26 protein-coding genes, 3 pseudogenes and 1 other annotated feature are annotated in these 23938 nt (G+C 55.8%); of the genes and pseudogenes, 19 read left to right on the top strand and 10 right to left on the bottom strand.

Annotated elements, in window-relative coordinates; all coding sequences use genetic code 11:
- Positions 1–101: 101 nt before the first annotated feature.
- Entirely contained in the window at positions 102–1439 is a 1338-nt protein-coding gene (locus AC2T6E_RS17470; RefSeq protein ID WP_486692649.1) for an MFS transporter, read from the top strand.
- A 51-nt stretch (positions 1440–1490) separates the two neighbouring features.
- Positions 1491–2720, top strand: coding sequence for a YidR family protein (locus AC2T6E_RS17465; protein WP_431643037.1), 1230 nt, complete (start codon positions 1491–1493; stop codon positions 2718–2720).
- Here the strand turns inward: AC2T6E_RS17465 and AC2T6E_RS17460 are convergent.
- Positions 2717–3049 carry a YceK/YidQ family lipoprotein gene (locus AC2T6E_RS17460; protein ID WP_010426547.1) on the bottom strand — a complete coding sequence of 111 codons (333 nt, stop codon included), beginning with the start codon at positions 3047–3049 and terminating at the stop codon, positions 2717–2719. The two genes, AC2T6E_RS17465 and AC2T6E_RS17460, sit on opposite strands and share 4 nt — an antisense overlap.
- A 248-nt stretch (positions 3050–3297) precedes the next feature.
- Positions 3298–3369, top strand: a sequence feature (ROSE (Repression Of Heat Shock gene Expression) occurs in the 5'-region of heat shock genes and acts as an RNA thermometer to modulate expression.).
- On the opposite strand from AC2T6E_RS17460, the gene ibpA reads away from it, so the two are divergent.
- From ibpA to AC2T6E_RS17445, 3 genes are all read left to right on the top strand, one after another.
- On the top strand, positions 3363–3773 hold the full coding sequence (ibpA, locus tag AC2T6E_RS17455) for a small heat shock chaperone IbpA (protein WP_010426546.1): 411 nt from the start codon (positions 3363–3365) through the stop codon (positions 3771–3773). Its footprint overlaps the feature before it by 7 nt.
- 136 nt (positions 3774–3909) lie before the next feature.
- Entirely contained in the window at positions 3910–4338 is a 429-nt protein-coding gene (gene ibpB / locus AC2T6E_RS17450) for a small heat shock chaperone IbpB (RefSeq protein WP_010426545.1), read from the top strand.
- 215 nt (positions 4339–4553) lie between these two features.
- Positions 4554–6215, top strand: coding sequence for a putative transporter (locus AC2T6E_RS17445; RefSeq protein WP_120159005.1), 1662 nt, complete (start codon positions 4554–4556; stop codon positions 6213–6215).
- On the opposite strand, the gene AC2T6E_RS17440 is transcribed toward AC2T6E_RS17445, so the two are convergent.
- A complete protein-coding gene (locus AC2T6E_RS17440; protein WP_024907387.1) occupies positions 6183–6929 on the bottom strand; it encodes a GntR family transcriptional regulator in 747 nt (248 codons plus the stop codon). The two genes, AC2T6E_RS17445 and AC2T6E_RS17440, sit on opposite strands and share 33 nt — an antisense overlap.
- Before the next feature lie 221 nt (positions 6930–7150).
- On the opposite strand from AC2T6E_RS17440, the gene AC2T6E_RS17435 reads away from it, so the two are divergent.
- The 4 genes from AC2T6E_RS17435 to AC2T6E_RS17420 all read left to right on the top strand — a co-directional run bounded on the left by AC2T6E_RS17435 (position 7151) and on the right by AC2T6E_RS17420 (position 10869).
- Entirely contained in the window at positions 7151–8773 is a 1623-nt protein-coding gene (locus AC2T6E_RS17435) for an alpha-glucoside-specific PTS transporter subunit IIBC (RefSeq protein WP_486692644.1), read from the top strand.
- Complete coding sequence (locus AC2T6E_RS17430) at positions 8770–10092, top strand: 6-phospho-alpha-glucosidase (RefSeq protein ID WP_253179372.1); 1323 nt, start codon at positions 8770–8772, stop codon at positions 10090–10092. Before AC2T6E_RS17435 ends, AC2T6E_RS17430 begins: the two co-directional genes overlap by 4 nt.
- Before the next feature lie 92 nt (positions 10093–10184).
- The gene (locus AC2T6E_RS17425; protein ID WP_010426540.1) at positions 10185–10532 is read left to right on the top strand and encodes a YidH family protein; all 348 of its coding nucleotides are present in this window, start codon (positions 10185–10187) and stop codon (positions 10530–10532) included.
- Positions 10522–10869 (top strand): DUF202 domain-containing protein, encoded by a 348-nt coding sequence (locus AC2T6E_RS17420; RefSeq protein WP_486692642.1) that lies wholly within the window; start codon positions 10522–10524, stop codon positions 10867–10869. Before AC2T6E_RS17425 ends, AC2T6E_RS17420 begins: the two co-directional genes overlap by 11 nt.
- Before the next feature lie 32 nt (positions 10870–10901).
- On the opposite strand, the gene dsdA is transcribed toward AC2T6E_RS17420, so the two are convergent.
- The 3 genes and pseudogenes from dsdA to AC2T6E_RS17405 all read right to left on the bottom strand — a co-directional run.
- Positions 10902–12188, bottom strand: a complete 1287-nt coding sequence (gene dsdA / locus AC2T6E_RS17415; RefSeq protein WP_486692640.1) for a D-serine ammonia-lyase — start codon at positions 12186–12188, stop codon at positions 10902–10904.
- Between the two features lie 17 nt (positions 12189–12205).
- A pseudogene (locus AC2T6E_RS17410) lies at positions 12206–12433 on the bottom strand (GntT/GntP/DsdX family permease); the annotation flags it as partial.
- 56 nt (positions 12434–12489) lie between these two features.
- Positions 12490–12627 (bottom strand): annotated as a pseudogene (locus AC2T6E_RS17405) (Tn3 family transposase); the annotation flags it as partial.
- Between the two features lie 174 nt (positions 12628–12801).
- On the opposite strand from AC2T6E_RS17405, the gene AC2T6E_RS17400 reads away from it, so the two are divergent.
- From AC2T6E_RS17400 to AC2T6E_RS17380, 5 genes and pseudogenes are all read left to right on the top strand, one after another.
- The gene (locus tag AC2T6E_RS17400) at positions 12802–13284 is read left to right on the top strand and encodes a PAAR domain-containing protein (RefSeq protein WP_486692638.1); all 483 of its coding nucleotides are present in this window, start codon (positions 12802–12804) and stop codon (positions 13282–13284) included.
- Positions 13285–13287: 3 nt separating this feature from the next.
- A complete protein-coding gene (locus AC2T6E_RS17395) occupies positions 13288–14520 on the top strand; it encodes a PAAR domain-containing protein (protein ID WP_447854324.1) in 1233 nt (410 codons plus the stop codon).
- The gene (locus tag AC2T6E_RS17390) at positions 14517–14942 is read left to right on the top strand and encodes a DUF943 family protein (protein WP_174340314.1); all 426 of its coding nucleotides are present in this window, start codon (positions 14517–14519) and stop codon (positions 14940–14942) included. The genes AC2T6E_RS17395 and AC2T6E_RS17390 overlap by 4 nt, the downstream gene beginning before the upstream one ends.
- Positions 14943–15288: 346 nt before the next feature.
- A pseudogene (locus tag AC2T6E_RS17385) lies at positions 15289–15642 on the top strand (LysR substrate-binding domain-containing protein); the annotation flags it as partial.
- Between the two features lie 84 nt (positions 15643–15726).
- A complete protein-coding gene (locus tag AC2T6E_RS17380; RefSeq protein WP_108417251.1) occupies positions 15727–16815 on the top strand; it encodes a glycoside hydrolase family 5 protein in 1089 nt (362 codons plus the stop codon).
- On the opposite strand, the gene emrD is transcribed toward AC2T6E_RS17380, so the two are convergent.
- The 5 genes from emrD to AC2T6E_RS17355 form a co-directional block, all read right to left on the bottom strand.
- Positions 16718–17902 carry a multidrug efflux MFS transporter EmrD gene (emrD, locus tag AC2T6E_RS17375; protein ID WP_486692635.1) on the bottom strand — a complete coding sequence of 395 codons (1185 nt, stop codon included), beginning with the start codon at positions 17900–17902 and terminating at the stop codon, positions 16718–16720. The genes AC2T6E_RS17380 and emrD overlap by 98 nt on opposite strands.
- A 175-nt stretch (positions 17903–18077) precedes the next feature.
- Complete coding sequence (locus tag AC2T6E_RS17370; RefSeq protein ID WP_486692633.1) at positions 18078–18911, bottom strand: EamA family transporter; 834 nt, start codon at positions 18909–18911, stop codon at positions 18078–18080.
- A gap of 62 nt (positions 18912–18973) precedes the next feature.
- Positions 18974–19420: a GNAT family N-acetyltransferase gene (locus AC2T6E_RS17365; protein ID WP_148400157.1), complete on the bottom strand. Its 447-nt coding sequence runs from the start codon at positions 19418–19420 to the stop codon at positions 18974–18976.
- A 64-nt stretch (positions 19421–19484) separates the two neighbouring features.
- Positions 19485–19574, bottom strand: a complete 90-nt coding sequence (gene tisB / locus AC2T6E_RS17360; protein ID WP_023309830.1) for a type I toxin-antitoxin system toxin TisB — start codon at positions 19572–19574, stop codon at positions 19485–19487.
- 103 nt (positions 19575–19677) lie between these two features.
- Positions 19678–20028 carry a hypothetical protein gene (locus tag AC2T6E_RS17355; RefSeq protein WP_486692630.1) on the bottom strand — a complete coding sequence of 117 codons (351 nt, stop codon included), beginning with the start codon at positions 20026–20028 and terminating at the stop codon, positions 19678–19680.
- Positions 20029–20210: 182 nt separating this feature from the next.
- On the opposite strand from AC2T6E_RS17355, the gene AC2T6E_RS17350 reads away from it, so the two are divergent.
- From AC2T6E_RS17350 to ilvN, 5 genes are all read left to right on the top strand, one after another.
- Entirely contained in the window at positions 20211–20924 is a 714-nt protein-coding gene (locus AC2T6E_RS17350; protein WP_211446365.1) for a hypothetical protein, read from the top strand.
- 196 nt (positions 20925–21120) lie between these two features.
- Positions 21121–21600: an Hcp family type VI secretion system effector gene (locus AC2T6E_RS17345; RefSeq protein ID WP_126815750.1), complete on the top strand. Its 480-nt coding sequence runs from the start codon at positions 21121–21123 to the stop codon at positions 21598–21600.
- Between the two features lie 107 nt (positions 21601–21707).
- Positions 21708–21806, top strand: a complete 99-nt coding sequence (gene ivbL / locus AC2T6E_RS17340; RefSeq protein WP_057979964.1) for an ilvB operon leader peptide IvbL — start codon at positions 21708–21710, stop codon at positions 21804–21806.
- Between the two features lie 106 nt (positions 21807–21912).
- A complete protein-coding gene (gene ilvB / locus AC2T6E_RS17335; protein WP_148400159.1) occupies positions 21913–23601 on the top strand; it encodes an acetolactate synthase large subunit in 1689 nt (562 codons plus the stop codon).
- 3 nt (positions 23602–23604) lie between these two features.
- Positions 23605–23892 carry an acetolactate synthase small subunit gene (gene ilvN / locus AC2T6E_RS17330; protein ID WP_010426528.1) on the top strand — a complete coding sequence of 96 codons (288 nt, stop codon included), beginning with the start codon at positions 23605–23607 and terminating at the stop codon, positions 23890–23892.
- The last annotated feature ends 46 nt before the right edge of the window (positions 23893–23938 follow it).

Raw genomic sequence — 23938 nt, 5'->3', positions numbered from 1 at the left:
TACGCTTATCCGGCCTACTCTCCCGTAGGCCCGGTAAGCGAAGCGCCACCGGGCAATAAAAACGTACATACAAAAATATAACCCTCTGTAAATTACAGGGCATGGTGAGCGGCTTCGCTATGCCCAAAATCTGGAGACAGATTGCGATGGATATTCCAGTTACTGCTGCAAAAACCGGGCGTCGCCGCTACCTGACGCTAATCATGATCTTTATTACCGTGGTCATTTGCTATGTCGACCGCGCCAACCTTGCCGTGGCATCGGCTCATATTCAGGAAGAGTTTGGCATCACCAAAGCGGAAATGGGCTACGTCTTCTCGGCGTTTGCCTGGCTGTATACGCTCTGCCAGATCCCCGGCGGCTGGTTCCTTGACCGCGTGGGTTCACGTCTGACCTACTTTATCGCCATTTTCGGCTGGTCCGTGGCGACGCTGTTCCAGGGCTTCGCGACCGGGCTGATGTCGCTGATTGGCCTGCGCGCGATCACTGGGGTTTTCGAAGCGCCCGCCTTTCCCACCAATAACCGCATGGTGACCAGCTGGTTCCCGGAACATGAGCGCGCTTCTGCCGTCGGCTTTTACACCTCCGGGCAGTTTGTTGGCCTGGCGTTCCTGACGCCGCTGCTGATCTGGATCCAGGAGCTGCTGAGCTGGCATTGGGTGTTCATCGTCACCGGTGGGATTGGCATTATCTGGTCGCTAATTTGGTTTAAGGTCTATCAACCTCCACGGATGACCAAAAGCATCACCAAAGCCGAGCTGGACTACATCCGCGACGGCGGTGGCCTGGTGGATGGCGATGCGCCGGTGAAAAAAGAGGCGCGCCAGCCGCTGACCAAAGCGGACTGGAAGCTGGTCTTCGACCGTAAGCTGGTGGGCGTGTATTTAGGCCAGTTCGCGGTGACCTCCACGCTGTGGTTCTTCCTGACCTGGTTCCCGAACTACCTGACCCAGGAAAAGGGCATTACGGCACTGAAAGCGGGCTTTATGACCACCGTGCCGTTCCTCGCGGCGTTTTTCGGCGTGCTGCTCTCCGGCTGGCTGGCCGATAAGCTGGTGAAAAAAGGCTACTCGCTGGGCGTGGCGCGTAAAACGCCGATTATCTGCGGGCTGCTGATCTCCACCTGCATCATGGGTGCCAACTACACCAACGATCCGGTGTGGATTATGACCCTGATGGCGGTGGCGTTCTTCGGTAACGGTTTCGCCTCTATCACCTGGTCGCTGGTGTCGTCCCTCGCGCCGATGCGGCTGATTGGCCTGACCGGCGGCGTGTTCAACTTTGTCGGCGGGCTGGGCGGGATCACCGTACCGCTGGTCATCGGCTACCTGGCGCAGGACTACGGCTTCGGCCCGGCGCTGGTCTACATCTCCGCCGTGGCGCTGATCGGCGCGCTCTCCTACATCCTGCTGGTGGGTGATGTGAAACGAGTAGGCTAATCCCTACGGATGTTTTACCCTGATGCACTCACCGTGCATCAGGGTATCCTCATGAAACAAATCACCTTCGCTTCCCGCCATCACCAGCTGACAAACATCAATACCTGGATGCCGGACAGCCAGTGGCTGGTCTACGACGTACGCCCGTCTGGTGCGTCATTTACCGGCGAAACCATTGAGCGGGTCAATGTCGCTACGGGTGAGGTGGAGGTGATCTATCGCGCCACTGACGGCGCGCACGTCGGCGTGGTGACCGTTCATCCGGCACAGGACAAATACGTCTTTATCCACGGCCCGAAAAACCCGGACGCAGACTGGCACTACGATTTTCATCATCGTCAGGGAGTCATTGCCTGTAACGGACAGGTGAGCAATCTTGACGCGATGGATATCACTGCGCCCTACACCGCAGGCGCGCTGCGCGGCGGAAGCCATGTGCACGTCTTTAGCCCGAACGGGCAGCTCGTCAGCTTCACCTATAACGACCACGTGCTGCACGAGCGCGATCCGAAGCTCGATTTACGCAACGTCGGCGTGGCTGCGCCTTTCGGCCCGGTGAACCCGCAGGGGAATCATCCGCGTGACTATCCGGGAACCTTCTGGAGCGTGCTGGTCAGCCGCACCACGCCCAACCCACAGCCGGGCAGCGATGAAATCAACCGCGCCTATGAGGAGGGCTGGGTAGGCAACGACAGGCTGGCGTTTATCGGCGACACGCTGTCTGAAAAGGGCGTAAAAGTACCCGAGTTGTTTATTGTCGCGTTACCGCAGGACGAGCAGGGCTGGAAACGAGCGGGTGATGCGCCGCTGCAGGGAACGCCAGAGACGCTGCCAGCGCCACCTGCCGGGGTGATGCAGCGTCGATTGACCTTCACTCACCAGAACCGTTATCCGGGGCTGGTGAACGTGCCGCGCCACTGGGTTCGCAGTAATCCGCAGGGAACGCAGATCGCGTTTCTGATGCGGGATGATAACGGCATTGTGCAGCTGTGGCTGATCTCTCCTGAGGGCGGCGAGCCGCGCCAGTTAACCCATACGGAGAGCGGGATTCAGTCTGCGTTCAACTGGCACCCTTCCGGGAACATGCTGGGGTGTGTGCTTGAAAACCGGATCGCCTGCTGCGACGCGCAGACCGGAGAGGTGACGTTTTTGACGTCCGATCGCGGCAATCCACCGTCTGCGGATGCGGTCGTGTTCTCGCCTGACGGGCGCTCTATCGCCTGGATGGAAGAGACGGACGGTTTCCGCCAGCTGTGGCTAACGGAAACCGCTGAGGACTAACGCGGGGGCATTGCAGCGGGCGGGATGACGGCGTTGGTCGCTAGATTTTCCTGCTCGCTTTTCTCAACGCGTGAGCGCACGGAACTGTCCGTGCGGAACATGTCCCACGGGAGTAGCAGCGTATCGGCGACTGCCGTGAAAGGCATATCCAGGATAACCAGAGATTTGGTTCCCCAGTTTGTGTCGTCATCGGAAATCATGGCCGCACTGGCGCGCGTCCCCGGATATGTTCCTTCTTTACCGCCGGTGTGAGACATCACGCTCGAGCACCCGCAAAGTAATACCACCCCGCTGAACGCTGTCAGCTTTATCAGAACATTTTTCATCATCACTCAGTCATCGTTAATAACACTGCATCGACCTGCAACTCAGGGTTATAGCGAGCCTTACCCTAAATGAATAGCCCGAAAACCCCGCACTGTGGCAGCCATCGCAATTTAACTCTTTGTGCTGTTGTCCCAGTCTAAGCGACAACCCGCAAAGTGCAAAAAAATCTCACATCAATACGCTTGAAAAGCCCGTATCCAGACCCATTTTAAGAATGTGGCCCGATAACGAACTCGCCTGATGGGTGTTCGGGGGCACAAAGGCCTGTCCATGGTGGAAGGCTACATTTTCTCGCTGATTTCAGGAGTTTTATTTATGCGTAACTTCGATCTTTCTCCGCTATACCGTTCTGCAATTGGTTTTGACCGCCTGTTTAACCATTTAGAAAATAACCAAAGCCAGAGCAACGGCTACCCTCCATACAATGTTGAGCTGGTTGACGAAAACCACTACCGCATCGCTATTGCCGTCGCCGGTTTTGCAGAAAACGAACTGGAGATCACCGCGCAGGACAATCTGCTGGTGGTGAAAGGTTCCCATGCGGCCGAGCAGAAAGAACGTACCTACCTTTATCAGGGCATCGCCGAGCGCAACTTTGAACGCAAGTTCCAGTTAGCCGAGAACATTCACGTTAAAGGCGCGAACCTGGTTAACGGCCTGCTGTTTATCGAACTGGAACGTGTGATTCCGGAAGAGAAAAAACCGCGCCGTATCGAAATTAACTAATTACGCGGGTCGCGTGAGCGGCCCACCCAGAATTGCTTGCCGTAACGGGAGCATATGCGAATCCATCAGGATTTGCAGGAACAACTGCGCACAAAATTAAACTGTGCCGAACTCGCTTCTCAGAAGGAGATTTAGTATGCGTAACTACGATTTATCCCCCCTGCTGCGTCAGTGGATTGGTTTTGACAAACTGGCTAACGCCCTGCAAAGCACCACCGAGCAACAGACGTTTCCGCCGTACAATATCGAAAAAAGCGACGATAACCACTATCGCATCACCCTTGCGCTAGCCGGCTTCCGCCAGGACGATCTGGATATCCAGCTTGAAGGTACGCGTCTGACCGTGAAAGGGACGCCGGAAAAACAAGAGACCGAGACCAAATGGCTGCATCAGGGGCTGGTTAATCAGCCGTTTAGCCTGAGCTTTACCCTGGCAGACCATATGGAAGTGTCCGGCGCGACGTTTACCAACGGGCTGCTGCATATCGACCTGCTCCGCAACGTGCCGGAAGCCATCGCGCCGCAGCGTATCGCCATTAGCGAGCGTCCGGCGTTGAATAGTTAATAGACTTTTTTGCCGGGTGGCGGCTATGCCTTACCCGGCCTACAAATCCTGCCGCTCCTGTAGGTCGGGTAAGGCGCAGCCGCCACCCGACAATACTCACAGACTGCACGAAGCCCTGCCACGGCAGGGCTTTTTTGTGCGCCATCGCCCATACAATCGCATCCGGCTCTGAGAGAATCCTTAGCATAACTAAGGTTATGCACAGGAAGTGGATCATGAGTGATATCGCGTTAACCGTCAGCGTGTTGGCCCTGGTCGCTGTTGTTGGCCTGTGGATAGGGAATATCAAAATCCGCGGCGTCGGGTTTGGGATTGGTGGGGTGCTGTTTGGCGGCATTTTTGTCGGGCACTTTGCCGACCAGCTCGGGCTGGTCCTCAGCGCCGAAATGCTCCACTTTACTCAGGAGTTCGGCCTGATCCTCTTCGTCTATACCATCGGCATTCAGGTCGGGCCGGGCTTTTTTGCTTCACTTCGGGTCTCCGGACTACGGCTCAACCTGTTTGCCCTCGGCATTGTGGTGATGGGCGGGCTGGTCACCGCGATCCTGCACAAAATCTTCGATATCCCGCTGCCCGTGGTGCTGGGCATTTTCTCCGGGGCGGTCACCAACACGCCAGCGCTCGGCGCGGGCCAGCAAATCCTGCGCGATTTGGGTATCGAACCCGGCATTGTCGACCAGATGGGGATGAGCTACGCCATGGCCTATCCGTTTGGGATTTGCGGCATTCTGCTCTCCATGTGGCTGGTGCGGGTGTTGTTTCGCGTCAACGTTGAAAAAGAGGCGATGGATCATGAAACCACGCTCACCAACGGCCATATGCCGATCAAAACCATCAATATTCGCGTCGATAACCCCAACCTGAACAATATGGCAATTCAGGACGTGCCGATCCTCAACAGCGCTAACATCATCTGCTCCCGCCTTAAGCGTGACGATATGCTGATGGTGCCCGCACCCGGCACCGTCATTCAGCAGGGCGATCTGCTGCACCTGGTCGGTCAGCCCGGCGATTTAAACAACGCCCGTCTGGTGATTGGGCAGGAAGTGGATACCTCGCTCTCAACCCGCGGCACCGATATGCGCGTCGAGCGCGTTGTCGTGACCAATGAAAAGGTTTTGGGCAAGAAAATACGCGATCTGCAGGTCAAAGAGCGCTATGACGTGGTGATCTCCCGCCTTAACCGTGCGGGTGTCGAACTGGTTGCCAGCCAGGACGCCAGCCTGCAGTTCGGGGATATCCTGAACCTGGTCGGTCGCCCGTCGTCCATCGACGCCGTGGCGGATATGGTGGGTAACGCCCAGCAAAAACTGCAGCAGGTGCAGATGCTGCCGGTGTTTATCGGCATCGGGCTCGGCGTGCTGCTCGGCTCTATTCCTGTGTACGTGCCGGGCTTCCCGGTGGCGCTCAAGCTGGGTCTGGCGGGCGGGCCGCTGATTATGGCGCTGATCCTCGGGCGTATCGGCTGTATCGGGAAGCTCTACTGGTTTATGCCGCCGAGCGCCAACCTGGCGCTGCGCGAGCTGGGCATCGTGCTGTTCCTGGCGGTGGTCGGCCTGAAATCCGGTGGAGATTTTGTCGATACCCTGGTCAAGGGTGAAGGGATGAGCTGGGTCGGCTACGGTATTTTCATCACGGCGATCCCGCTGTTGACGGTGGGAATACTGGCGCGGATGTTCGCCAAAATGAACTACCTGACGCTGTGCGGCATGCTGGCGGGCTCCATGACCGATCCGCCCGCGCTGGCCTTTGCCAACAACCTGCACGCCACCAGCGGCGCGGCCGCGCTCTCCTATGCCACCGTCTATCCGCTGGTGATGTTCCTGCGCATCATCACCCCGCAGCTACTGGCGGTGCTGTTCTGGGGGATGAGCTAGCAGGTCGTCCGGGTGGATGCGCCGCAGATGGTAGTCCACCTGGTAATCACTGGTATTGCGGAACATCACGGAATAATTGAGGAACTCGCCGCTGTCGCTGTAGGAGAGAGAGGTAATGCGCAGCAGTGGCGTCTGTTCCGGCAGGTTCATATAACCGGCCAGCGTTTTATCTGCCAGCACCGGCGTCAGGCTCTCATAGTTGCCGCTGATGGTGATCCCACACTCCTTCTCGATGTAATCAAACTTAGACCCCTCAAGATGCGCCAGCGAGAGGTTGCGAAACAGCTTCACCGGCATAAAGCTGTCCTCCAGCATCAGCGGCTTCCCGTCCACGTAGCGCACCCGCCGGGAAAAATAGATCCGCTCATCCACCTGAATCCGCAGCTGGCTGGCGATGGCGGGCGGGGCGGGCATCACTTCGAACTGCAGCACCTTACTCTGCACCTCTTTTCCCTGCTGACGCAGCACCTCCACCAGCCCGGTCAGGTTGGTGGTTTCGTGGTGGACGTCTTTGCGTGAGACAAAGGTTCCGCTGCCGTGCCGCCGCTCAACCAGCCCCCAGCTCACCAGCAGATCCAGCGCCTTGCGGATGGTCATTCGCGCCACGCCAAACTCCTGCGCCAGCGCTTTTTCGCCCGGCAGCGGGCTGCCGATGTTGTAGTCCGACGAATTCAGCCGCAGCCGCAATCTGTCGGCGATTGATTTGTAGATCACCAGTAGACCTCTCTGCCCTTATTAGCGCGTGGATTGTGTCCTGACATGTCCATGTTTACCGCTAAAAGTAGACCTGATTGGTCAAAATAAAACCATGAATGGGATCACGAATCGCAGCGGCACGCCATGTTCGCGCATCAGTAAGTTCTTATGCTCACCTCAGGCCAGCAAAAAACCATAAAGGCCTCTACCCCTACAGGTTGTTTCATGAGGATTTAAAAATGCTCAGTCAAATACAACGTTTTGGCGGTGCCATGTTTACCCCGGTGTTGCTGTTTCCGTTCGCCGGGATCGTGGTGGGAATCGCCATCATGCTTCGCAACCCGCTGTTTGTCGGCGAAGCCTTAACCGCCCCCGATCATCTTTTTGCGCAGATCGTTCACATCATTGAAGAGGGTGGCTGGGCGGTGTTTCGCAATATGCCGCTGATTTTTGCCGTCGGCCTGCCGATTGGCCTGGCGAAGCAGGCGCAGGGCCGCGCCTGTCTGGCGGTGTTGATTAGCTTCCTGACCTGGAACTACTTCATTAACGCGATGGGGATGACCTGGGGCCACTTCTTTGGCGTCGACTTCTCCGCAGAACCGACGGCGGGTAGCGGGCTGGCGATGATTGCCGGGATCAAAACGCTCGATACCAGCATCATCGGCGCCATTGTGATTTCAGGCATCGTCACCGCCATCCACAACCGCTACTTCGACAAGCCGCTGCCGGTGTTTCTGGGGATTTTCCAGGGCAGCTCCTTCGTCGTTATCCTCGCGTTCTTCGTCATGATCCCCTGCGCCTGGCTGACGCTGCTGGGCTGGCCGAAAGTGCAGATGGGCATCGAGTCCCTGCAGGCGTTCCTGCGCTCTGCCGGTGCGCTGGGCGTGTGGGTGTATACCTTCCTGGAACGCATTCTGATCCCAACCGGATTGCACCACTTCGTCTACGGTCCGTTTATCTTCGGCCCGGCGGCGGTGGAAGGCGGTATCCAGGTTTACTGGGCGCAGCACCTGCAGGCGTTCAGCCAAAGCACCCTGCCGCTGAAAACCCTCTTCCCGGAAGGCGGGTTCGCGCTGCACGGCAACTCAAAAGTGTTTGGCTCGGTGGGGATTGCATTCGCTATCTGGTACACCGCGTCGCCGGAAAACCGCGTCAAGGTGGCTGGCCTGCTGGTCCCGGCTACGCTCACCGCCGTGCTGGTGGGCATCACTGAACCCCTCGAATTCACCTTCCTGTTTATTTCGCCGCTGCTGTTTGCCGTGCACGCCGTGCTGGCAGCCACCATGGCAACGGTGATGTACGCCTTCGGCGTGGTCGGGAACATGGGCGGCGGCCTGCTGGACCAGTTCCTGCCGCAAAACTGGATCCCGATGTTCCATAACCACGCCTCGACGGTATTCACCCAGATCGGCATCGGCATCTGCTTCACCGGGATCTACTTCGTGGTCTTCAAAACGCTGATCGAACGTCTGAACCTGAAAACGCCGGGCCGGGAAGAGAGCGAAATCAAACTCTACAGCAAGGCCGACTATAAGGCGGCGCGCGGGCAAACCACCGCCCCGGCAGCGGCCAGCCAGCAGGTCGGGCAGGCTGCCGGGTTCCTTCAGGCGCTCGGCGGCGCGGCCAACATCGAAAGCATTGACAACTGCGCCACCCGCTTGCGTATCGCCCTGGTCGATATGGCGAAAACCCAAAGCGATGACGTCTTCAAAGCCCTCGGCGCCCACGGCGTGGTGCGACGCGGCAACGGCATTCAGGTGATTGTCGGCCTGAACGTTCCTCAGGTGCGCGACCAGCTGGAATCGCTGATGAAAACTCCTTTAACAAATGAACAAACCACCCTGACAGAGGCTATATCATGAAAAAATTCTCAGTTGTCATTGCAGGCGGCGGCAGCACCTTTACGCCTGGTATCGTCCTGATGCTGTTAGCCAACCGTGACCGTTTCCCGCTGCGCGCCCTGAAATTTTATGACAACGACGGCGCACGTCAGGAAACCATCGCCGAAGCGTGCAAAATCATCCTCAGGGAGCAGGCGCCGGAGATTGAGTTCAGCTACACCACCGATCCGAAAGCGGCGTTTAGCGATGTGGATTTCGTGATGGCGCATATCCGTGTGGGCAAATACCCGATGCGTGAAAAAGATGAAAAAATCCCGCTGCGCCACGGCGTGCTGGGCCAGGAAACCTGCGGACCTGGCGGGATTTCCTACGGCATGCGCTCTATCGGCGGCGTGCTGGAGCTGGTGGACTATATGGAGCAGTACTCACCGAACGCGTGGATGCTGAACTACTCCAACCCGGCGGCGATTGTTGCGGAAGCCACGCGCCGTCTGCGTCCGAACGCCAAAATCCTCAACATCTGCGATATGCCGATCGGCATTGAAGGGCGTATGGCGCAGATTGTCGGCCTGAAGGACCGCAAGGAGATGCGCGTGCGCTACTACGGCTTGAACCATTTCGGCTGGTGGACGTCGATTGAAGATCTCAACGGCAACGATCTGATGCCGAAGCTGCGCGAATACGTGGCGAAAAACGGCTATGTTCCGCCTTCGGAAGATGCGCATACCGAAGCGAGCTGGAACGATACCTTTGCCAAAGCAAAAGACGTGCAGGCGCTGGATCCGGACACCATGCCGAACACCTACCTGAAGTACTACCTGTTCCCGGACTACGTGGTCGCGCATTCCAACCCGGAACGCACCCGCGCCAATGAGGTCATGGATCACCGTGAGAAGCACGTTTTCAGTTCCTGCCGGGCGATTATCGAAGCCGGGAACTCGTCCGCCGGTGAGCTGGAAATCGATGAACATGCCTCGTACATCGTCGATCTGGCAACCGCGATTGCCTTCAACACCCAGGAGCGGATGCTGCTGATTGTGCCAAACAACGGGGCCATCCATAACTTCGATGCCGACGCGATGGTGGAGATTCCGTGCCTGGTGGGCCATAACGGACCGGAACCGCTCACGGTGGGCGATATTCCACACTTCCAGAAAGGGCTGATGAGCCAGCAGGTGGCGGTGGAAAAACTGGTGGTGGATGCCTGGGAGCAGCGCTCGTACCAGAAACTCTGGCAGGCTATCACCCTGTCGAAAACCGTGCCGAGCGCGTCCGTCGCGAAAGCGATTCTGGATGATCTGATCGAGGCCAACAAAGCGTACTGGCCAGAGCTGCATTAATCGTCCTGACCGGCATCGCCCGATGCCGGTCTCCTTGTCCTTGTCGATTTACGCTATGCTGAAGCCTGCCCGTAGCACGACAAGGAACCTTCATGAAAATTTCCCGCCTCGGCGAAGCGCCGGACTACCGCTTCTCTCTGGCTAATGAACGCACGTTTTTAGCGTGGATCCGCACCGCGCTGGGCTTTCTGGCCGCCGGTGTCGGCCTCGATCAGCTTGCTCCCGAGTTTGCCACCCCATTAATTCGTGAAGTGCTGGCGCTGCTGCTGTGCCTGTTCGCGGGCGTGCTGGCGATTTACGGCTACCTGCGCTGGCTGCGCAATGAGAAGGCGATGCGTCTGAAGCAGGATCTGCCCTATACGCGCGGGCTGCTGATTATCAGCACGATTCTGCTGACGGTGGCGGGCGTGGTAATGGTACTGGTGTTCTATGGCGGATAACCGCAAAGCGCGACGCGAAGCGGACCCCGGCCTGCAGCCGGAGCGGACGTCACTGGCCTGGCTGCGCACGCTGCTGGGGTATGGCGCGCTGATTGCCCTGGCGATTAAGCACAACTGGCACCGCACGGGGGGGCCATTCTGGGTTTCGTTGGTCGTGCTGGCGCTGGTGGCGATTATTTTATGGCGCTATACCCGCAGCCGTAACCTGATGGACGTGGCGCAGGATGACTTTGTACAGCCGAAGGCGGTGCGGGATAAGTTCCTCATCGCCCTGGCCGTGCTGTCTCTGTCACTGCTGTTTGCGGTCACCCACATTCAACAAATTTTGCAGTTATAGGCCGGGTAAGGCGCAGCCGCCACCCGGCATAATTACTTCCCTTTCGCCAGATACTTCGCCATCTCGTCTTCCGGTACCATCCCGCCGCCGGTCGCCCAAACCAGGTGGGTAACGTTGGTATGCGAATGAACGCGCAGCGGCCCAGCCATCCCCGCCAGCGCGGACGGTTCCAGCCGAATGCCTTCCTCCTGCGCCAGCCAGCCGAGCATGTCGTACATGCTCTGGTCGGAAAGCGTATAGAACCCGTTGAGCAGGCGCTCCATCGCGCGGCCCACGAAGCCGGAGGCGCGTCCTACCGCCAGGCCGTCCGCTGCCGTCACGTTATCAATGCCCAGATCCTGCACGGCAATCTCATCGTGCAGGCCGGTGTAGACGCCCAGCAGCATGCACGGTGAGTGCGTTGGCTCCGCGAAGAAACAGTGAACGTTATCGCCAAAGGCCAGCTTCAGGCCAAACGCCACGCCGCCAGGGCCGCCGCCGACGCCGCACGGCAGGTAGACGTACAGCGGATGCTCCACATCCACCACCCGGCCCTGTTCGGCAAACTGCGCCTTCAGGCGCTCGCCCGCCACCGCATAGCCCAGGAATAAGGTGCGCGAGTTTTCATCGTCGATGAAAAAGCAGTTGGGATCGCTTTCCGCCGCCTTTCGTCCCTGCTCTACCGCCACGCCGTAATCCTGCTCATATTCCACGACGATGACGCCATGGCTGCGCAGTTTGGCTTTCTTCCACTCGCGGGCGTCGGCGGACATATGCACCGTCACCTTAAAGCCGATGCGGGCGCTCATAATACCGATGGACATCCCGAGGTTGCCGGTTGAGCCTACCGCAATGCTGTACTGGCTAAAGAATTCCTTAAAGCGCGGCTCCAGCAGAATGCTGTAGTCGTCTTCGAGGCTCAGCAACCCGGCTTCAAGCGCCAGTTTCTCCGCGTGGGTCAGCACCTCATAGATGCCGCCGCGCGCTTTGATCGAGCCGGAGATCGGCAAATGGCTGTCTTTTTTTAGCAGCAGCGTGCCGGGAACGGATTTGCCAGACTCTTTCTCCAGCCGCGCCTGCATTGCCGGAATGGCGACCAGTTCGGATTCAATAATCCCCTTCGTGGAGGCCGTTTCCGGGAAGGCTTTCGCCAGGTACGGCGCGAAGCGGTTGAGGCGAGCATGCGCGTCTTCCACGTCGGCTTTGGTCAGCCCGACATACGGCAACCCTTCTGCAAGCGTGGTGGCGTTCGGGTTGAGCCAGGTGGTTTCTTTCAGGGCAATCAGATCCTCAACCAGAGGAAACTGTGCGGTTAAAGTAGTGATAGTTGCGTTTTCCATAATACGTCTCTTCGCGCTCAGATAATGAAGGAAAGCAGGAATGTGCCGCCAAGTGCAAGCACCGAGGCGATAAACGTCGCCGTCGTATAGTATTTGAAGGTCTCATTCAGGGTCGCGCCGCAGTATTGCTTCACCAGCCAGAAGAGGGAATCGGTCACGATCGTGCAGCCAATGGCGCCGGAACCGATGGCAATGGTGATGATCTCCGGGCTGACGTTCGGGTAGAGCGGCAGCATCGGCGCGAGGAACGGGTGAAACTTCAGTTTTACGATGGTTAAAACAATCAACTCTATGCTTCCTACATATAAAGCGTGTTCCACAATACCACTGCGTTATTGACCAAGCCCAGCGCACCCAGTTGATCTTTCTGCCCTTCACGATAGCGCTTTCTGATCTCAGCGCGTTGCTCGTAACAGATCGCCCGCGCCACAGCATGGCGGAACGGGGCCACGGCGATAGCTCGGCCGCTCGGCATTGTCCGTTCCACGATGTATAAAATTCTTGAGAAAGGGAAGTCCGCTTAGAACACCATAAAGTCGCCATTTAATTTTGGTTAAAAGCTACCGTCTGGTTACTATAAGCACATAAACCATAGTAAAAAGAGGGATTTTATATGTCACAACAATACACCAATGAACTGACCCCGGAATTAGCCGCCTCAATGGCGCGTCCGTCATTTTCAGCTGAGAAGAAGGCTGCGATGTCTGAGGGGGCCCATCAGGCTGTTGAAGAGCAGGAGGTATTCATGCGTGAACATCCGGTGGTGGCGATTTACCGGATCGCGGTTGACGGGGCGCTGACCCGGCGAGGCGGGGTGGTTCGGGCTGTGTGGAATGGAGCTGAAATCGAGCTTGATGGCGGGCAGAAAGTTAATATTGCGCTGGTTGGTGATGAGGTGGTTTACCCGGACGGGACCACTGCCCGGATTGTTACCGGCAGTGGTTCGAAATTTCGGAAAGGTGAGCAGAGTATTGCACTGGTCGGCAGCAGGCTGAGTAACGGCGATGTGATTATCAGTACACCACAGGCGAGATGTACGCTGAATGAGTTGAAAGGGCTGCCGGTGGATGACGATTTTTTACCGGCAGAGGGCTGAATTATGTCCATCATGAGAGGGTGTAGCGTTCACGGCAAGAATGTCGGATTACACGGAGATAAAACCACCTCTGGGGCACAATGTATCGCGGCCCGGCCCGGTATGTCGGTCATGGGGTTGCTAAAACTCTATATTGGCGACAAGACCACCCCCTGCCCGAAATGTGGGAAAGTGGGGATCATTGTGGATGGCGATCACCGGTGCTCAAACAGTGTCGCTGTTGCGGTGGACGGCGCGGAGATCCGTTGCGGGTGCCCGCAGGGGACCAATTTTCTGATTGCACCGGGTACGATCCCGCAGCTGTCAGCGGCAAGCGCCAGGATGGCACCAGTTGCAGCCCCGGAGCCGGAACAGCACGCACAGGCGGCGAAAAAGCCCCGCCCTGAACCTCTTCCGTTGCCGGCGCGGATTTACCAGACGGTGCGGCAGATGGATGATTACCGGGCTAAAGACATGCGCTATGGCGATCTGGATACGCTGGCACTGCGTAATCAGTTTTATATCGACGTGGACAATGTGTCCGCGAAGGTGAACCCCAGAACGCTGAAACTGCAGCCGACAGCGAGCACCGCCACCCAGTATTCCCCTTATGCGATGCAGAGCCTTGAGCAGCAGATGCCGTCTATCAGCAAGGGCGAGGCGACTCGGCTGATGTTTGATGAGTTTCGTGAGTTGGCGAGGCTGTACTCCTTCCACGGTCCGTACAAGAGCATCATCACCGAGATGATTACGCATATGCAGGAGAACTACGGCACGCCGTACAGCAGCCCGTTGTTGGATCAGGCACTGAAAGAGCAGATCCTGAATGACCATTCAGATAAAAGCTCGTTGTTGAAAATAAAAAAAGCCATGAAGTCTGCCATTGATTATGAATATGGATTTATCCCTTTATCTAAGGAGAACGTTTTTTATAGAGAAATCAGTGAGGCAATACTTCCTAAGTTTGATCGTAAGATAGATAACACCAATGGGCTGGTTATCACTGTCCATGATACCTGGTCGACACATATCACGCTGGTATCACTGCAGGTGAGCGGTAACAGTTACAGGGCAATGGTTCATTACCGGGTTCAGGATCACTTTGGCCTTGATGACGATGATGTTCTTAACCCTGTGTACCGTGAGTTCCGAATTTTCCGTCTGTGGTTCGCACTCCAGCGCTGGGATCAATACGGGTATAAGCCATTTATCACTGAGATGAATGCCACCGTGGAGATAACGGGAGATGTGGAGTGAATAAGCGACAGATCGGCGGTGCGATTGTAGTGGCTGTCTGCGGCTATGTACTGTGGCAGTTTCTTACGCCGGTTGAAATATCTGCTGTTCATGGGGAGAACGTGTGCAGCAAAATGTATGACTGCCATGGAGATATTTTGCTGGTCAAACATTTTCCATATCTGAAAAGCCGTCAGATCGCTTGGTGGGAAGCTAATAAGACCATGATTCAGGGAAAGTACGGTATTCCGCATAAAAATGATGATGGTTATTACAATGTAACCATTATGGACTTTGGCGATGGGTATCGGATCGACCACGGTACAGATCAAGACTCTGACCTGCTTTGTTTTTATGAAATGTCTGTAGATGCGCGGTGTATTGAGAAAAAACCTCTTATGTCGGTAGGAAGTGCTCCCAATGCTGCACTGTATTACGATTAGGTATTAAACAATCAAAAGGATCTTCTTGAGATCCTTTTTTCGCGCGTAATCTCTTGTCCTGTAAACGAAAAAACCACATGGGGGAGGTGATTCGATCGAAGGTTAAGTCAGTTGGGGAATTGCTTAACCGGGTGACTGGGTATACGAGACCGCAGATACCAAAATACTGTTCTTTCAATGTAGTCGCACCCTGGTACCTACTTAAAGACCCCTTAATATGTGGATCATTTTTGACAATCTTATTACCAAAAGCTCTTAACGTGAGTTTTCGACTCACTCAAAGATACACAACTAAAATAATTATAAACAATGAATTATCTTCTTAGTGCACGTTTCGTTCTATTGGCCCTCAAACCCCATCCACTGCGCATTACTCCACGACCGTCAGGCCTGGAGCAATGATTCCGGTACGGATGAGTGGCTGAGCTGGGCACAGCACTTTGCGGTGAATATGCCGCCATCGTCGGGCATTGGCTTTGATCGTTCCGATTTAGCGATTATTGCGGCCATCAATCACGTCGGCGTCGCGATGGGCAGAAAGCGGCTGGTGCAGAAACGGCTCGAACGGGGCGAGCTTATCGCCCCGTTTGGTGAAAAGACCCTGAAATGCCATCAGCACTACTATATCTCGACGCTTTCTGGCCGTCAGTGGCCGAAAATAGATGCCTTTATCGGCTGGCTGAGAGAGCTGGCAGGTTGACGAATTATTACGCTTTCGCTCTACACCAAATGTGAAAAAGCGTGCTAAATACAGGTAATGCTTTCGATTTATCCAGGGTAAACCGTGTTAAAGCCTTTTATTGCCACTGCGTTGCTGATCTCTTCCTGCTGGGCGATTGCCGCTGAGCCGCCGCTGACGGCTGCCCATTATGCGCAGCAGCTGGGCGTCGGAATGGATGTGGACTGGGCGCGCACCGAGCGCGGCATACGCGAATTCGACCCGCTGGTGGTACGGGATTTTCGTGCAAAAGGCATTACCCACGTGCGCATCCGCGTGGCCGATGAGCCGACGGAAGCGCGGCTGATCCACCTGCGCAAGCTGGTAGAAGCCTGCGAGCAGTATGGCGTGATCCCGATAGTCGCTTATCAGGCTGATGAATATAAAAACGACCCAAAAGCCGATAACGAGAAAGAGACGATCAACTGGTGGATTGCCGTGGCGCACTATTTCGGTCAGAGCTACCCGCTGCTGGGTTTTGATCTCATTTATGAGCCCGCCGACAAGCTTAACCACAACCTCACGTCGCTAAACCGCGTGTATGAAAAAACCATTAAAGCGATCCACGACATTGACCCGCAGCGCATGATCTTTATTGCGCCACGCCTGCGTGCCGCGCCGGAGGATTTATCCAGCCTGAAGCTGCCTGCGCACAGTCAAAACTACCTGCTGGCGGAGTGGCATATTTTCCCGTGGGGGCCGCTGAAAAATAGCGGTAAATACCCGTGGACGTCCGGCACGGCGGCGGAGAAAGCGGCTATCCATAATCGCATCAATACCGCGCTGCGCTGGCAGCAAAAAACCGGGCACGTTAGCTGGGTCGGGGGCTGGGGCGTGGGGGAGTCAAACCACCTCACGCCAACCGCTTCGCAGCTGGCCTTCGCCACCTTTATGGCCTGCGAGCTGCAAAAGGCGAAAATCCCGTATGCGTTGAACGCGGACTTCCAGTTTTACGACGGGGAAGAGGGCGCCTGGCGGCCTGCGCCAGAGCCGTTACTACAGGCGATGATTTCGCCCGTCTGTGAAAAGCCCGGCGAGAAGCCGGGCCATCATGCGGTTAAACCGGCTGCTCGTGATGCGGGACACGCGACGCCAGCGGCAGCCAGCACAGTAAAATCAGCAGCCCCATCAGCGTCATCAGTAACCCCAGACTAGCCTGCCCGGTCTGCGGCATCATGGCCGAGAGCCAGGCCAGCGCGCCGGAACCGATGTTCTGCAAACCGCCCACCAGCGCGCCCGCCGTGCCAGCAAGGAACGGGAACGGCTCCATCGCGCCGCTGGTGGCGAGCGGGAACAGCATGCCCGCGCCGAAGAAGAACAGCGCAGCCGGGATGAGCAGCGTCCAGACCGTCATCACGCCGAACAGTCCCGGGATCCACATCATCAATCCTGCCAGCAGGCAGCTGATCACCGACTGCCACATCAGGGTTGAGAAGCGTTTGTTCGGGCGTCCGGCAAACCACGCGCCGAAGAACGCCGCCGGGATCGGCAGAATAAACAGAATACTTACGACCATGCTGCTCAGACCCAGCCCCGCGCCCAGCAGCACGCCGGAGCAGGCTTCGAACACCGCGATACCCGCCAGGCCGCCGATCAGCATCAGCAGGTAGCAGGTGAACGAGCCGTTACCGAACAGCGTTTTGTAGCTGGTGATGAGCTTCGTGCGCGGCGCGTCCTGCGGGCGCGTTTCCGGCATCCAGCGCGCCATGCTGAAGGTGACAATGATGCACAGCATCAGCAGGAAGGCGTAGCAGGCGCGCCAGGACCACATCGTGTCCAGCAGGCCGCCAATCAGCGGGGCGAGAAGCGGGCTGACCAGAATACCCATGTTCAACAGGCTGTTGGCATGACGGAGCTGGGTGCCCTGATACATATCGCGCGGTAAGGTTCGCGCCATCACCCCGCCGACGCCGGTTCCGACACCCTGTAAGGCGCTGGCGGCAATCAATACGGTCAGGTTATGGGTCATCATCGCAATCACGGTTGCCACCATGAAAATGCTCATACCCACCAGGATCACCGGACGACGCCCGACGCGGTCGGACAGCGGGCCGTAAAAGAGTTGCGAAACGCCATAGGTCAGCAGGTACGCTGCCATCACGCTCTGCACTGCGCCCTCGCGGACGTTAAGTTCCTTTGCCATGTCGGCAATCGCCGGAATGTAGATGGTTTGCGCCATCTGACCGACGGCCACCAGTAACACCAGCATCAACAATAAGTTAACGTTCCTTTGTTTTTTCATGTCGCTGAATACTTTTGCCAAAAGATAAAAATGAAGAATAAGTGACTGCGCATTCCCATAAATGCGCGAGGAATCTACCACAGAGAGATGACAATTTAAGCATTGTCGTGGTGAATGAAAAAAATGGGGAAGGCAGGATTTGTAAACAAGAACGGCAACTAATGTTGCCAGTGATTTACGCCAGGCGCAGCAGAATAGCACCGCCGGCAATACCCAGCGCCGCCACGATGCGCAAACCCGCAACCTTCTCTTTTAAAAGGACAAATGCGATCAGTGCCCCAAAGAGAATTGAGGTTTCACGCAGCGCCGCGACCACTGCCAGCGGGGCCTGCGTCATTGCCCAAAGCGCCAGACCGTAAGATCCCATGGTACCAACGCCGCCGAGCAATCCCTTTTTCCAGTGCAGGCGCAGGTAGCCGGACGCCTCGCGCCGACCTGCCACCATTGCCCAGCTCAGCAGGCAGAAGCCGTTCATAAAGAAGGTCCACAGCGTATAGCCCAGCGCGGTGTCCGATAACCGCACGCCGGTGCCGTCCACCAGCGTATAGCCTGCGATGAAACAGGCGTTCAGCAGCGCGAGCCAGATCCCTTTGCGTGACTGCATACGGCCATGCATCGCCATAATGAGAATCGACAGGCAGATCACGCCAATGCCGGACCAGGCGAGCCATGAGAGGCTATCGCCGAGCGCCAGCACGCTGATCAGCGCCACCAGCAGCGGGGCGGTGCCGCGCATCAGCGGATAGGTCTGGCTCATGTCAGAGACCTGATAGGTCTTCGCGACCAGCACGGTGTACACAACCTGTAAGGCACAGGAGACAATCAAAAACGGCCAGCTTGCAGCAGATGGCTGTGGAGAAAACGGCAGTAAGACCAGAGCGATAACCGTGGCGGAACCGCTGACGCTTATTGCGGAGTAGAGCTTGTCCGTTCCGGCCTTAACGATGGCGTTCCAGCTGGCATGCAGCAGCGCGGCGAAGAGCAAAATGCAGAATACGGTGAGGGTCATGGCGTATCGGGTGATGAATTGTCACTCAACTGTAACATTCACACCCCGAGGCTGCCAGCCGGTTACACCGCACAAAAAAGGCGGTGCGTCACCCGCGGTTCGTCTGAGACCAGCGTAAAACCCGCTTGATAATAAAATCCGTATGCGCTGTCCGGCGCATGGGTATTCAGGAAATCAAACCAGATGCTGGCATCGGCCATGACCACGGTCAAAAGCTGTTTGCCAATGCCCAGCCCGCGACACTTCTCGCTGACGTAGAGATGGCGAATACGTCCGGCGCGCGGCTGCTGGCTGAACGGATCGCGGTTGAGGCCGCACACGCCGACCAGCTTGCCGTTAAGAAACGCACCCAGCAGCTTTTCACCCGGCGCGTTAAAGCGGTTTTCACCCCGCTGCCAGTTCTCTTCCAGCCTGCGCAGCATGTTGAAATTCAATGCGATACTTTCCGCCTTCAGGGCAATATACCCCGGCTCATCCGGTGTGACAGGCTCAATTAACAGACGCGACATAGCATTCCCTCGTTATTAAAGAGGGGCGGTAGCCCGCCCCTCTCAGGTGCGACTTGAACCTGAATTACCGAAGGAATTTCAGGACAGCATCAAGCAGTTGCAGTACTGCAACAATGAGTTTGAGGATAAGTATCACCATATCCACTACGCTCATACGCGTCTCCTTTTGGTTAAAAGGAGCACGATGCTGGCGTACCTTTCCGCCGCCTGTTGCCAGCACCTGGATTGACGTAACACAGTGTGCTCACTTCAGGGGGTTAAGGCACTGACGGCACCACCCGTTTCAGCCAGGACTTCGTTGCGCCGGTAGAACTGCGGCCCCCTCGCTCACTGCGAACACCCTCAGTATAGATAAATACTGTATGCATGAACAGTATTTTATGGGCAAAATTTGGAAGGCGATCCATACTCAAAAACGTCAAAATCCGTGCCGGAATTGCGCGTTCGTCTTCGATCGCGTATACTTTTTGCGTTGACGTAACACAGTGTGTTCTGCGGCGACCAACCGCAAAACCCTGATAAAAACCTCGCTCCGGCGGGGTTTTTTGTTTTCTGGTCTGCTCAAAAAAGATGTCTGTTGACTTATTGGCAATGGACGCAGCTGACATGCGATTTACTATAAATATATATTTTATAAATCCAAAATATCTATTATATATGTATTGATTATGATTATAAGTTAACTAACTTATTTCTCACGTAAATATTACAGTAATTTAATCTTGCTTGTTTGAAATTCAGAGTTTTTCAATGTATATTTTTGTGGCCAAAAATATCGTATGGATACATTATGCAAGCATCTGATTATTTAAAGATGAAGTTCCAGAGTGACAGGCAGTTAGCTCTTTATGGACAGCAAGGCGTTGCAGGGACATGGAAAGCATTAAAGGGGATCGGTTCTGATATTTACTCAGGAATGGAGCGAGTAAGTTGGTACTCTTCATGCTTAATCCCCAGCTATCACGATGTGTGTGATGAGCTTCTCTCAGAAGAAAAGAGAATGTACCTCTCAATTCTCTCGCTTTATCGTTATCGCGATGTAATAGCACACATGCTATTCCTTTATTTTGAAAGTGTTATTACCGATTCTGAAAATGGAAATGAACAAAATCGCGTTCGTAAGATGGATTCAAAAGTAACAGGGCTTGTTAACAACATACCGACAAGCAAGGCCGCGCGTTTGGCGATAGCATGGGGGCTGGCCAAATTCCTTTCCGAATCTGGCATACTCTCTGAAATCGTCGTCGAACGGCTTGCACGCCGCGTACCTAACGTTGTCATGGCGCTTCAACTGATTGGAACGGAACAGAAATGTGCTCTTGCTGCTCGTCGCCTGAAAACATTGGACCCTAAATATTACGCCACCCTCTATGCCGCACAACTGGAGATGCTTTACTACTTTTTTGAGCCTTTCCTGTCTGAACTCATTAAGAAGGTACAGATGGGATTCTATAAGGATTTCGATGCGATTTATAACGACTTAAAGGGTAAGGAGCATGTTTAAGAGTTTGCTGTCAATTCTATTCTCGGATGTTTTATTCCCCGTTTATATTTTTGCGTGCGCCTCTTTGTTCCTGTGGTTGGTGCCTGACCACTGGGTATTACTCACATTCATTTCTATCATTGTATTTATTATTCTTCATCCGATAATTTTTGGCCGATTTGATAAGTACGATTAAATAGTATAAAAAGGATTTTTTATGTCAAACCCAGCTTATTTGTTTCTAACCGATGAAAATGGTTCTCCTATGGTTGGTCCTTGCCTTGTGTCAGGGCGTGAAGGTGCAATTGAACTTAAATCGTTTACTCATAATGTCAACATCCCTGTCGACGGGAATACCGGGAAATTAACGGGCACGCGTATACACATGCCCATCATGTTCCAGAAAGAATTTGATCGTGTAACCCCACTTCTTTTTCGCGCACTGAGTACGGGAAGAACGCTCCAGTCAGCCACCATTAAGATGTATCAGATTAATGAGGCGGGTTTAGAACAGGAATATTTTAATATCCTCCTGGAGAATGTGAAAATAACCTCAATCACACCAGACCTGTATCCCGGCGCAAACACCGGAACACACCTTGAAACGGTTCTCATACGCTACGAGAAAATCACCTGGAAGCATTGCGATGGAAATGTCATTTATAGTGACTCCTGGAATGAGCGAGCAACGTACTGAAACGTGATCCCTGACGCATTTTTGTGCAGATGAAAATATTTCCATTGTCACGCCCGAAAACCTGTGTTTGTATAAATTACATCAATGATTCCAAACACAGGTCCCCAATGACTTCATCCATCTTCACTTCGACCCTACTAAAAACTGCGCAACCAGCCGCAGTGGTCGTCGTGCGTGTGGTGGTGGTCGTCGGCAATGCGCCGTAGGGACTGGATCAACACACGAATCCAAAACCCCGCCGGCGCAAACCGGGCGGGGTTTTTCGTTTAAGAGCCTCCCCGGAAAGTCGGCCCAGAAGAAAAGGACTGGAGCATGGCAATTTCGGGCACAACATCCACCAAGACGCGTTTCACCGGCGCGCAGCTGATCGTTCATTTGCTGGAACGACAGGGCATCACTACCGTTGCGGGTATCCCGGGCGGCACGGTGCTGCCGCTGTACGATGCGTTAAGCCAAAGCACACAGATCCGCCACGTGCTGGCGCGTCACGAGCAGGGGGCAGGCTTTATCGCTCAGGGCATGGCACGTACGCAGGGCAAACCGGCGGTCTGTATGGCCTGCAGCGGCCCGGGCGCAACCAACCTGGTGACCGCCATCGCCGACGCGCGTCTCGACTCCATTCCGCTGATCTGCATTACCGGCCAGGTACCGTCCTCGATGATCGGTACCGATGCGTTCCAGGAAGTGGATACCTACGGCATCTCTATCCCCATCACCAAACATAACTATTTAGTACGCGATATCAGCGAGCTGCCTCAGGTTATCAGCGATGCGTTCCGCATTGCGCAGTCTGGCCGCCCGGGCCCGGTGTGGATAGACATTCCTAAGGATGTCCAGACCGCAGAGATCGAGATTGACGTGCTGCCGGAGCCGGGCGACCGTGCGCCCGCGCCGGCATTCAGCGCTGAGAGCGTACGCGATGCCGCCGCCATGATTAACGCCGCCAAACGCCCGGTGCTCTATCTGGGCGGCGGGGCGATTAACGCCGCGGATGAAATCCGCCAGTTTGCGGAAAAAGCCAACCTGCCGACCACCATGACCCTGATGGCGCTGGGCATGCTGCCTAAAGCGCACCCGCTCTCTCTCGGCATGCTGGGCATGCACGGCGCGCGCAGCACCAACTACATCCTGCAAGAAGCGGATTTGCTGATCGTTATGGGCGCACGTTTTGATGACCGGGCGATTGGCAAAACCGAGCAGTTCTGCCCGAACGCCAAAATCATTCACGTGGATATCGACCGCGCCGAGCTGGGTAAAATCAAGCAGCCGCACGTGGCGATTCAGGGCGACGTGGCCGAGGTGCTGGCGCAGCTGATCCCGCAGACGGACGCAGCCGACCGCGCCGACTGGCGTCAGCTGGTGGCCGATCTGCAGCGCGAGTTCCCGGGCGCCATCCCAACCGAAGGCGACCCGCTGAGCCACTACGGGCTGATCAACGCCGTCGCCGCCTGCGTGGATGACAGCGCGATTATCACCACCGACGTCGGCCAGCACCAGATGTGGACCGCTCAGGCCTACCCGCTGAACCGTCCGCGCCAGTGGCTGACCTCCGGCGGTCTGGGCACCATGGGTTTTGGCCTGCCCGCAGCCGTGGGCGCGGCGCTCGCCAATCCGGACCGCAAGGTCATCTGCTTCTCGGGCGACGGCAGCCTGATGATGAACATTCAGGAAATGGCGACCGCGGCCGAAAACCAGTTAGACGTGAAAATCATCCTGATGAACAACGAGGCGCTGGGGCTGGTTCACCAGCAGCAGAGCCTGTTCTACAAGCAGGGCGTGTTTGCGGCGACCTATCCGGGGATGATTAACTTTATGCAGATTGCCGCCGGTTTTGGTCTGCATACCTGCGATCTGAACGCCGAAGAGGATGCCCACGCGGCGCTGCAGGCGGCGATTTCTCGCCCCGGCCCGGCGCTGATCCACGTGCGTATCGACCCTGAACAAAAAGTGTATCCGATGGTGCCGCCGGGAGCGGCAAATACTGAGATGGTGGGAGAATAAGCTATGCAGAAACAACATGATAACGTCATTCTGGAACTCACCGTCCGCAACCACCCTGGCGTCATGACGCACGTTTGTGGGCTGTTTGCCCGCCGGGCGTTTAACGTGGAAGGCATTCTCTGTCTGCCGATTCAGGGCAGCGAGCACAGCCGCATCTGGCTACTGGTTAACGATGACCAGCGTCTGGAGCAAATGATGGCGCAGATCGACAAGCTGGAAGATGTCACCAAAGTGGCGCGCAACCAGTCCGATCCCACCATGTTTAACAAAATTGCGGTGTTTTTCGAGTAAATCGCTTAAGGTAAGCGCCTTTCGCTCTTGTAGGCCGGATAAGCGC

It is taken from the genome of Enterobacter sp. B79-1 (genome assembly GCF_057444735.1).
The sequence above is the reverse complement of the archived record's forward strand: the minus strand, read 5'-3'. Positions and strand labels throughout refer to the sequence as shown.

Excerpts from the sequence above, each read along its gene's own strand:
- tisB (WP_023309830.1), bottom strand. The coding sequence starts at position 19,574 with ATGAGCGTAGTGGATATGGTGATACTTATCCTCAAACTCATTGTTGCA.
- AC2T6E_RS17460 (WP_010426547.1), bottom strand. The coding sequence starts at position 3,049 with ATGATGAAAAATGTTCTGATAAAGCTGACAGCGTTCAGCGGGGTGGTA.
- ibpB (WP_010426545.1), top strand. The coding sequence starts at position 3,910 with ATGCGTAACTACGATTTATCCCCCCTGCTGCGTCAGTGGATTGGTTTT.
- AC2T6E_RS17370 (WP_486692633.1), bottom strand. The coding sequence starts at position 18,911 with ATGACCCTCACCGTATTCTGCATTTTGCTCTTCGCCGCGCTGCTGCAT.
- AC2T6E_RS17400 (WP_486692638.1), top strand. The coding sequence starts at position 12,802 with ATGTCACAACAATACACCAATGAACTGACCCCGGAATTAGCCGCCTCA.
- AC2T6E_RS17445 (WP_120159005.1), top strand. The coding sequence starts at position 4,554 with ATGAGTGATATCGCGTTAACCGTCAGCGTGTTGGCCCTGGTCGCTGTT.
- ibpA (WP_010426546.1), top strand. The coding sequence starts at position 3,363 with ATGCGTAACTTCGATCTTTCTCCGCTATACCGTTCTGCAATTGGTTTT.
- emrD (WP_486692635.1), bottom strand. The coding sequence starts at position 17,902 with ATGAAAAAACAAAGGAACGTTAACTTATTGTTGATGCTGGTGTTACTG.
- AC2T6E_RS17470 (WP_486692649.1), top strand. The coding sequence starts at position 102 with ATGGTGAGCGGCTTCGCTATGCCCAAAATCTGGAGACAGATTGCGATG.
- dsdA (WP_486692640.1), bottom strand. The coding sequence starts at position 12,188 with ATGGAAAACGCAACTATCACTACTTTAACCGCACAGTTTCCTCTGGTT.
- ilvN (WP_010426528.1), top strand. The coding sequence starts at position 23,605 with ATGCAGAAACAACATGATAACGTCATTCTGGAACTCACCGTCCGCAAC.
- ivbL (WP_057979964.1), top strand. The coding sequence starts at position 21,708 with ATGACTTCATCCATCTTCACTTCGACCCTACTAAAAACTGCGCAACCA.
- ilvB (WP_148400159.1), top strand. The coding sequence starts at position 21,913 with ATGGCAATTTCGGGCACAACATCCACCAAGACGCGTTTCACCGGCGCG.
- AC2T6E_RS17345 (WP_126815750.1), top strand. The coding sequence starts at position 21,121 with ATGTCAAACCCAGCTTATTTGTTTCTAACCGATGAAAATGGTTCTCCT.
- AC2T6E_RS17350 (WP_211446365.1), top strand. The coding sequence starts at position 20,211 with ATGCAAGCATCTGATTATTTAAAGATGAAGTTCCAGAGTGACAGGCAG.
- AC2T6E_RS17395 (WP_447854324.1), top strand. The coding sequence starts at position 13,288 with ATGTCCATCATGAGAGGGTGTAGCGTTCACGGCAAGAATGTCGGATTA.
- AC2T6E_RS17425 (WP_010426540.1), top strand. The coding sequence starts at position 10,185 with ATGAAAATTTCCCGCCTCGGCGAAGCGCCGGACTACCGCTTCTCTCTG.
- AC2T6E_RS17355 (WP_486692630.1), bottom strand. The coding sequence starts at position 20,028 with ATGTCAGCTGCGTCCATTGCCAATAAGTCAACAGACATCTTTTTTGAG.
- AC2T6E_RS17430 (WP_253179372.1), top strand. The coding sequence starts at position 8,770 with ATGAAAAAATTCTCAGTTGTCATTGCAGGCGGCGGCAGCACCTTTACG.
- AC2T6E_RS17365 (WP_148400157.1), bottom strand. The coding sequence starts at position 19,420 with ATGTCGCGTCTGTTAATTGAGCCTGTCACACCGGATGAGCCGGGGTAT.
- AC2T6E_RS17435 (WP_486692644.1), top strand. The coding sequence starts at position 7,151 with ATGCTCAGTCAAATACAACGTTTTGGCGGTGCCATGTTTACCCCGGTG.
- AC2T6E_RS17420 (WP_486692642.1), top strand. The coding sequence starts at position 10,522 with ATGGCGGATAACCGCAAAGCGCGACGCGAAGCGGACCCCGGCCTGCAG.
- AC2T6E_RS17465 (WP_431643037.1), top strand. The coding sequence starts at position 1,491 with ATGAAACAAATCACCTTCGCTTCCCGCCATCACCAGCTGACAAACATC.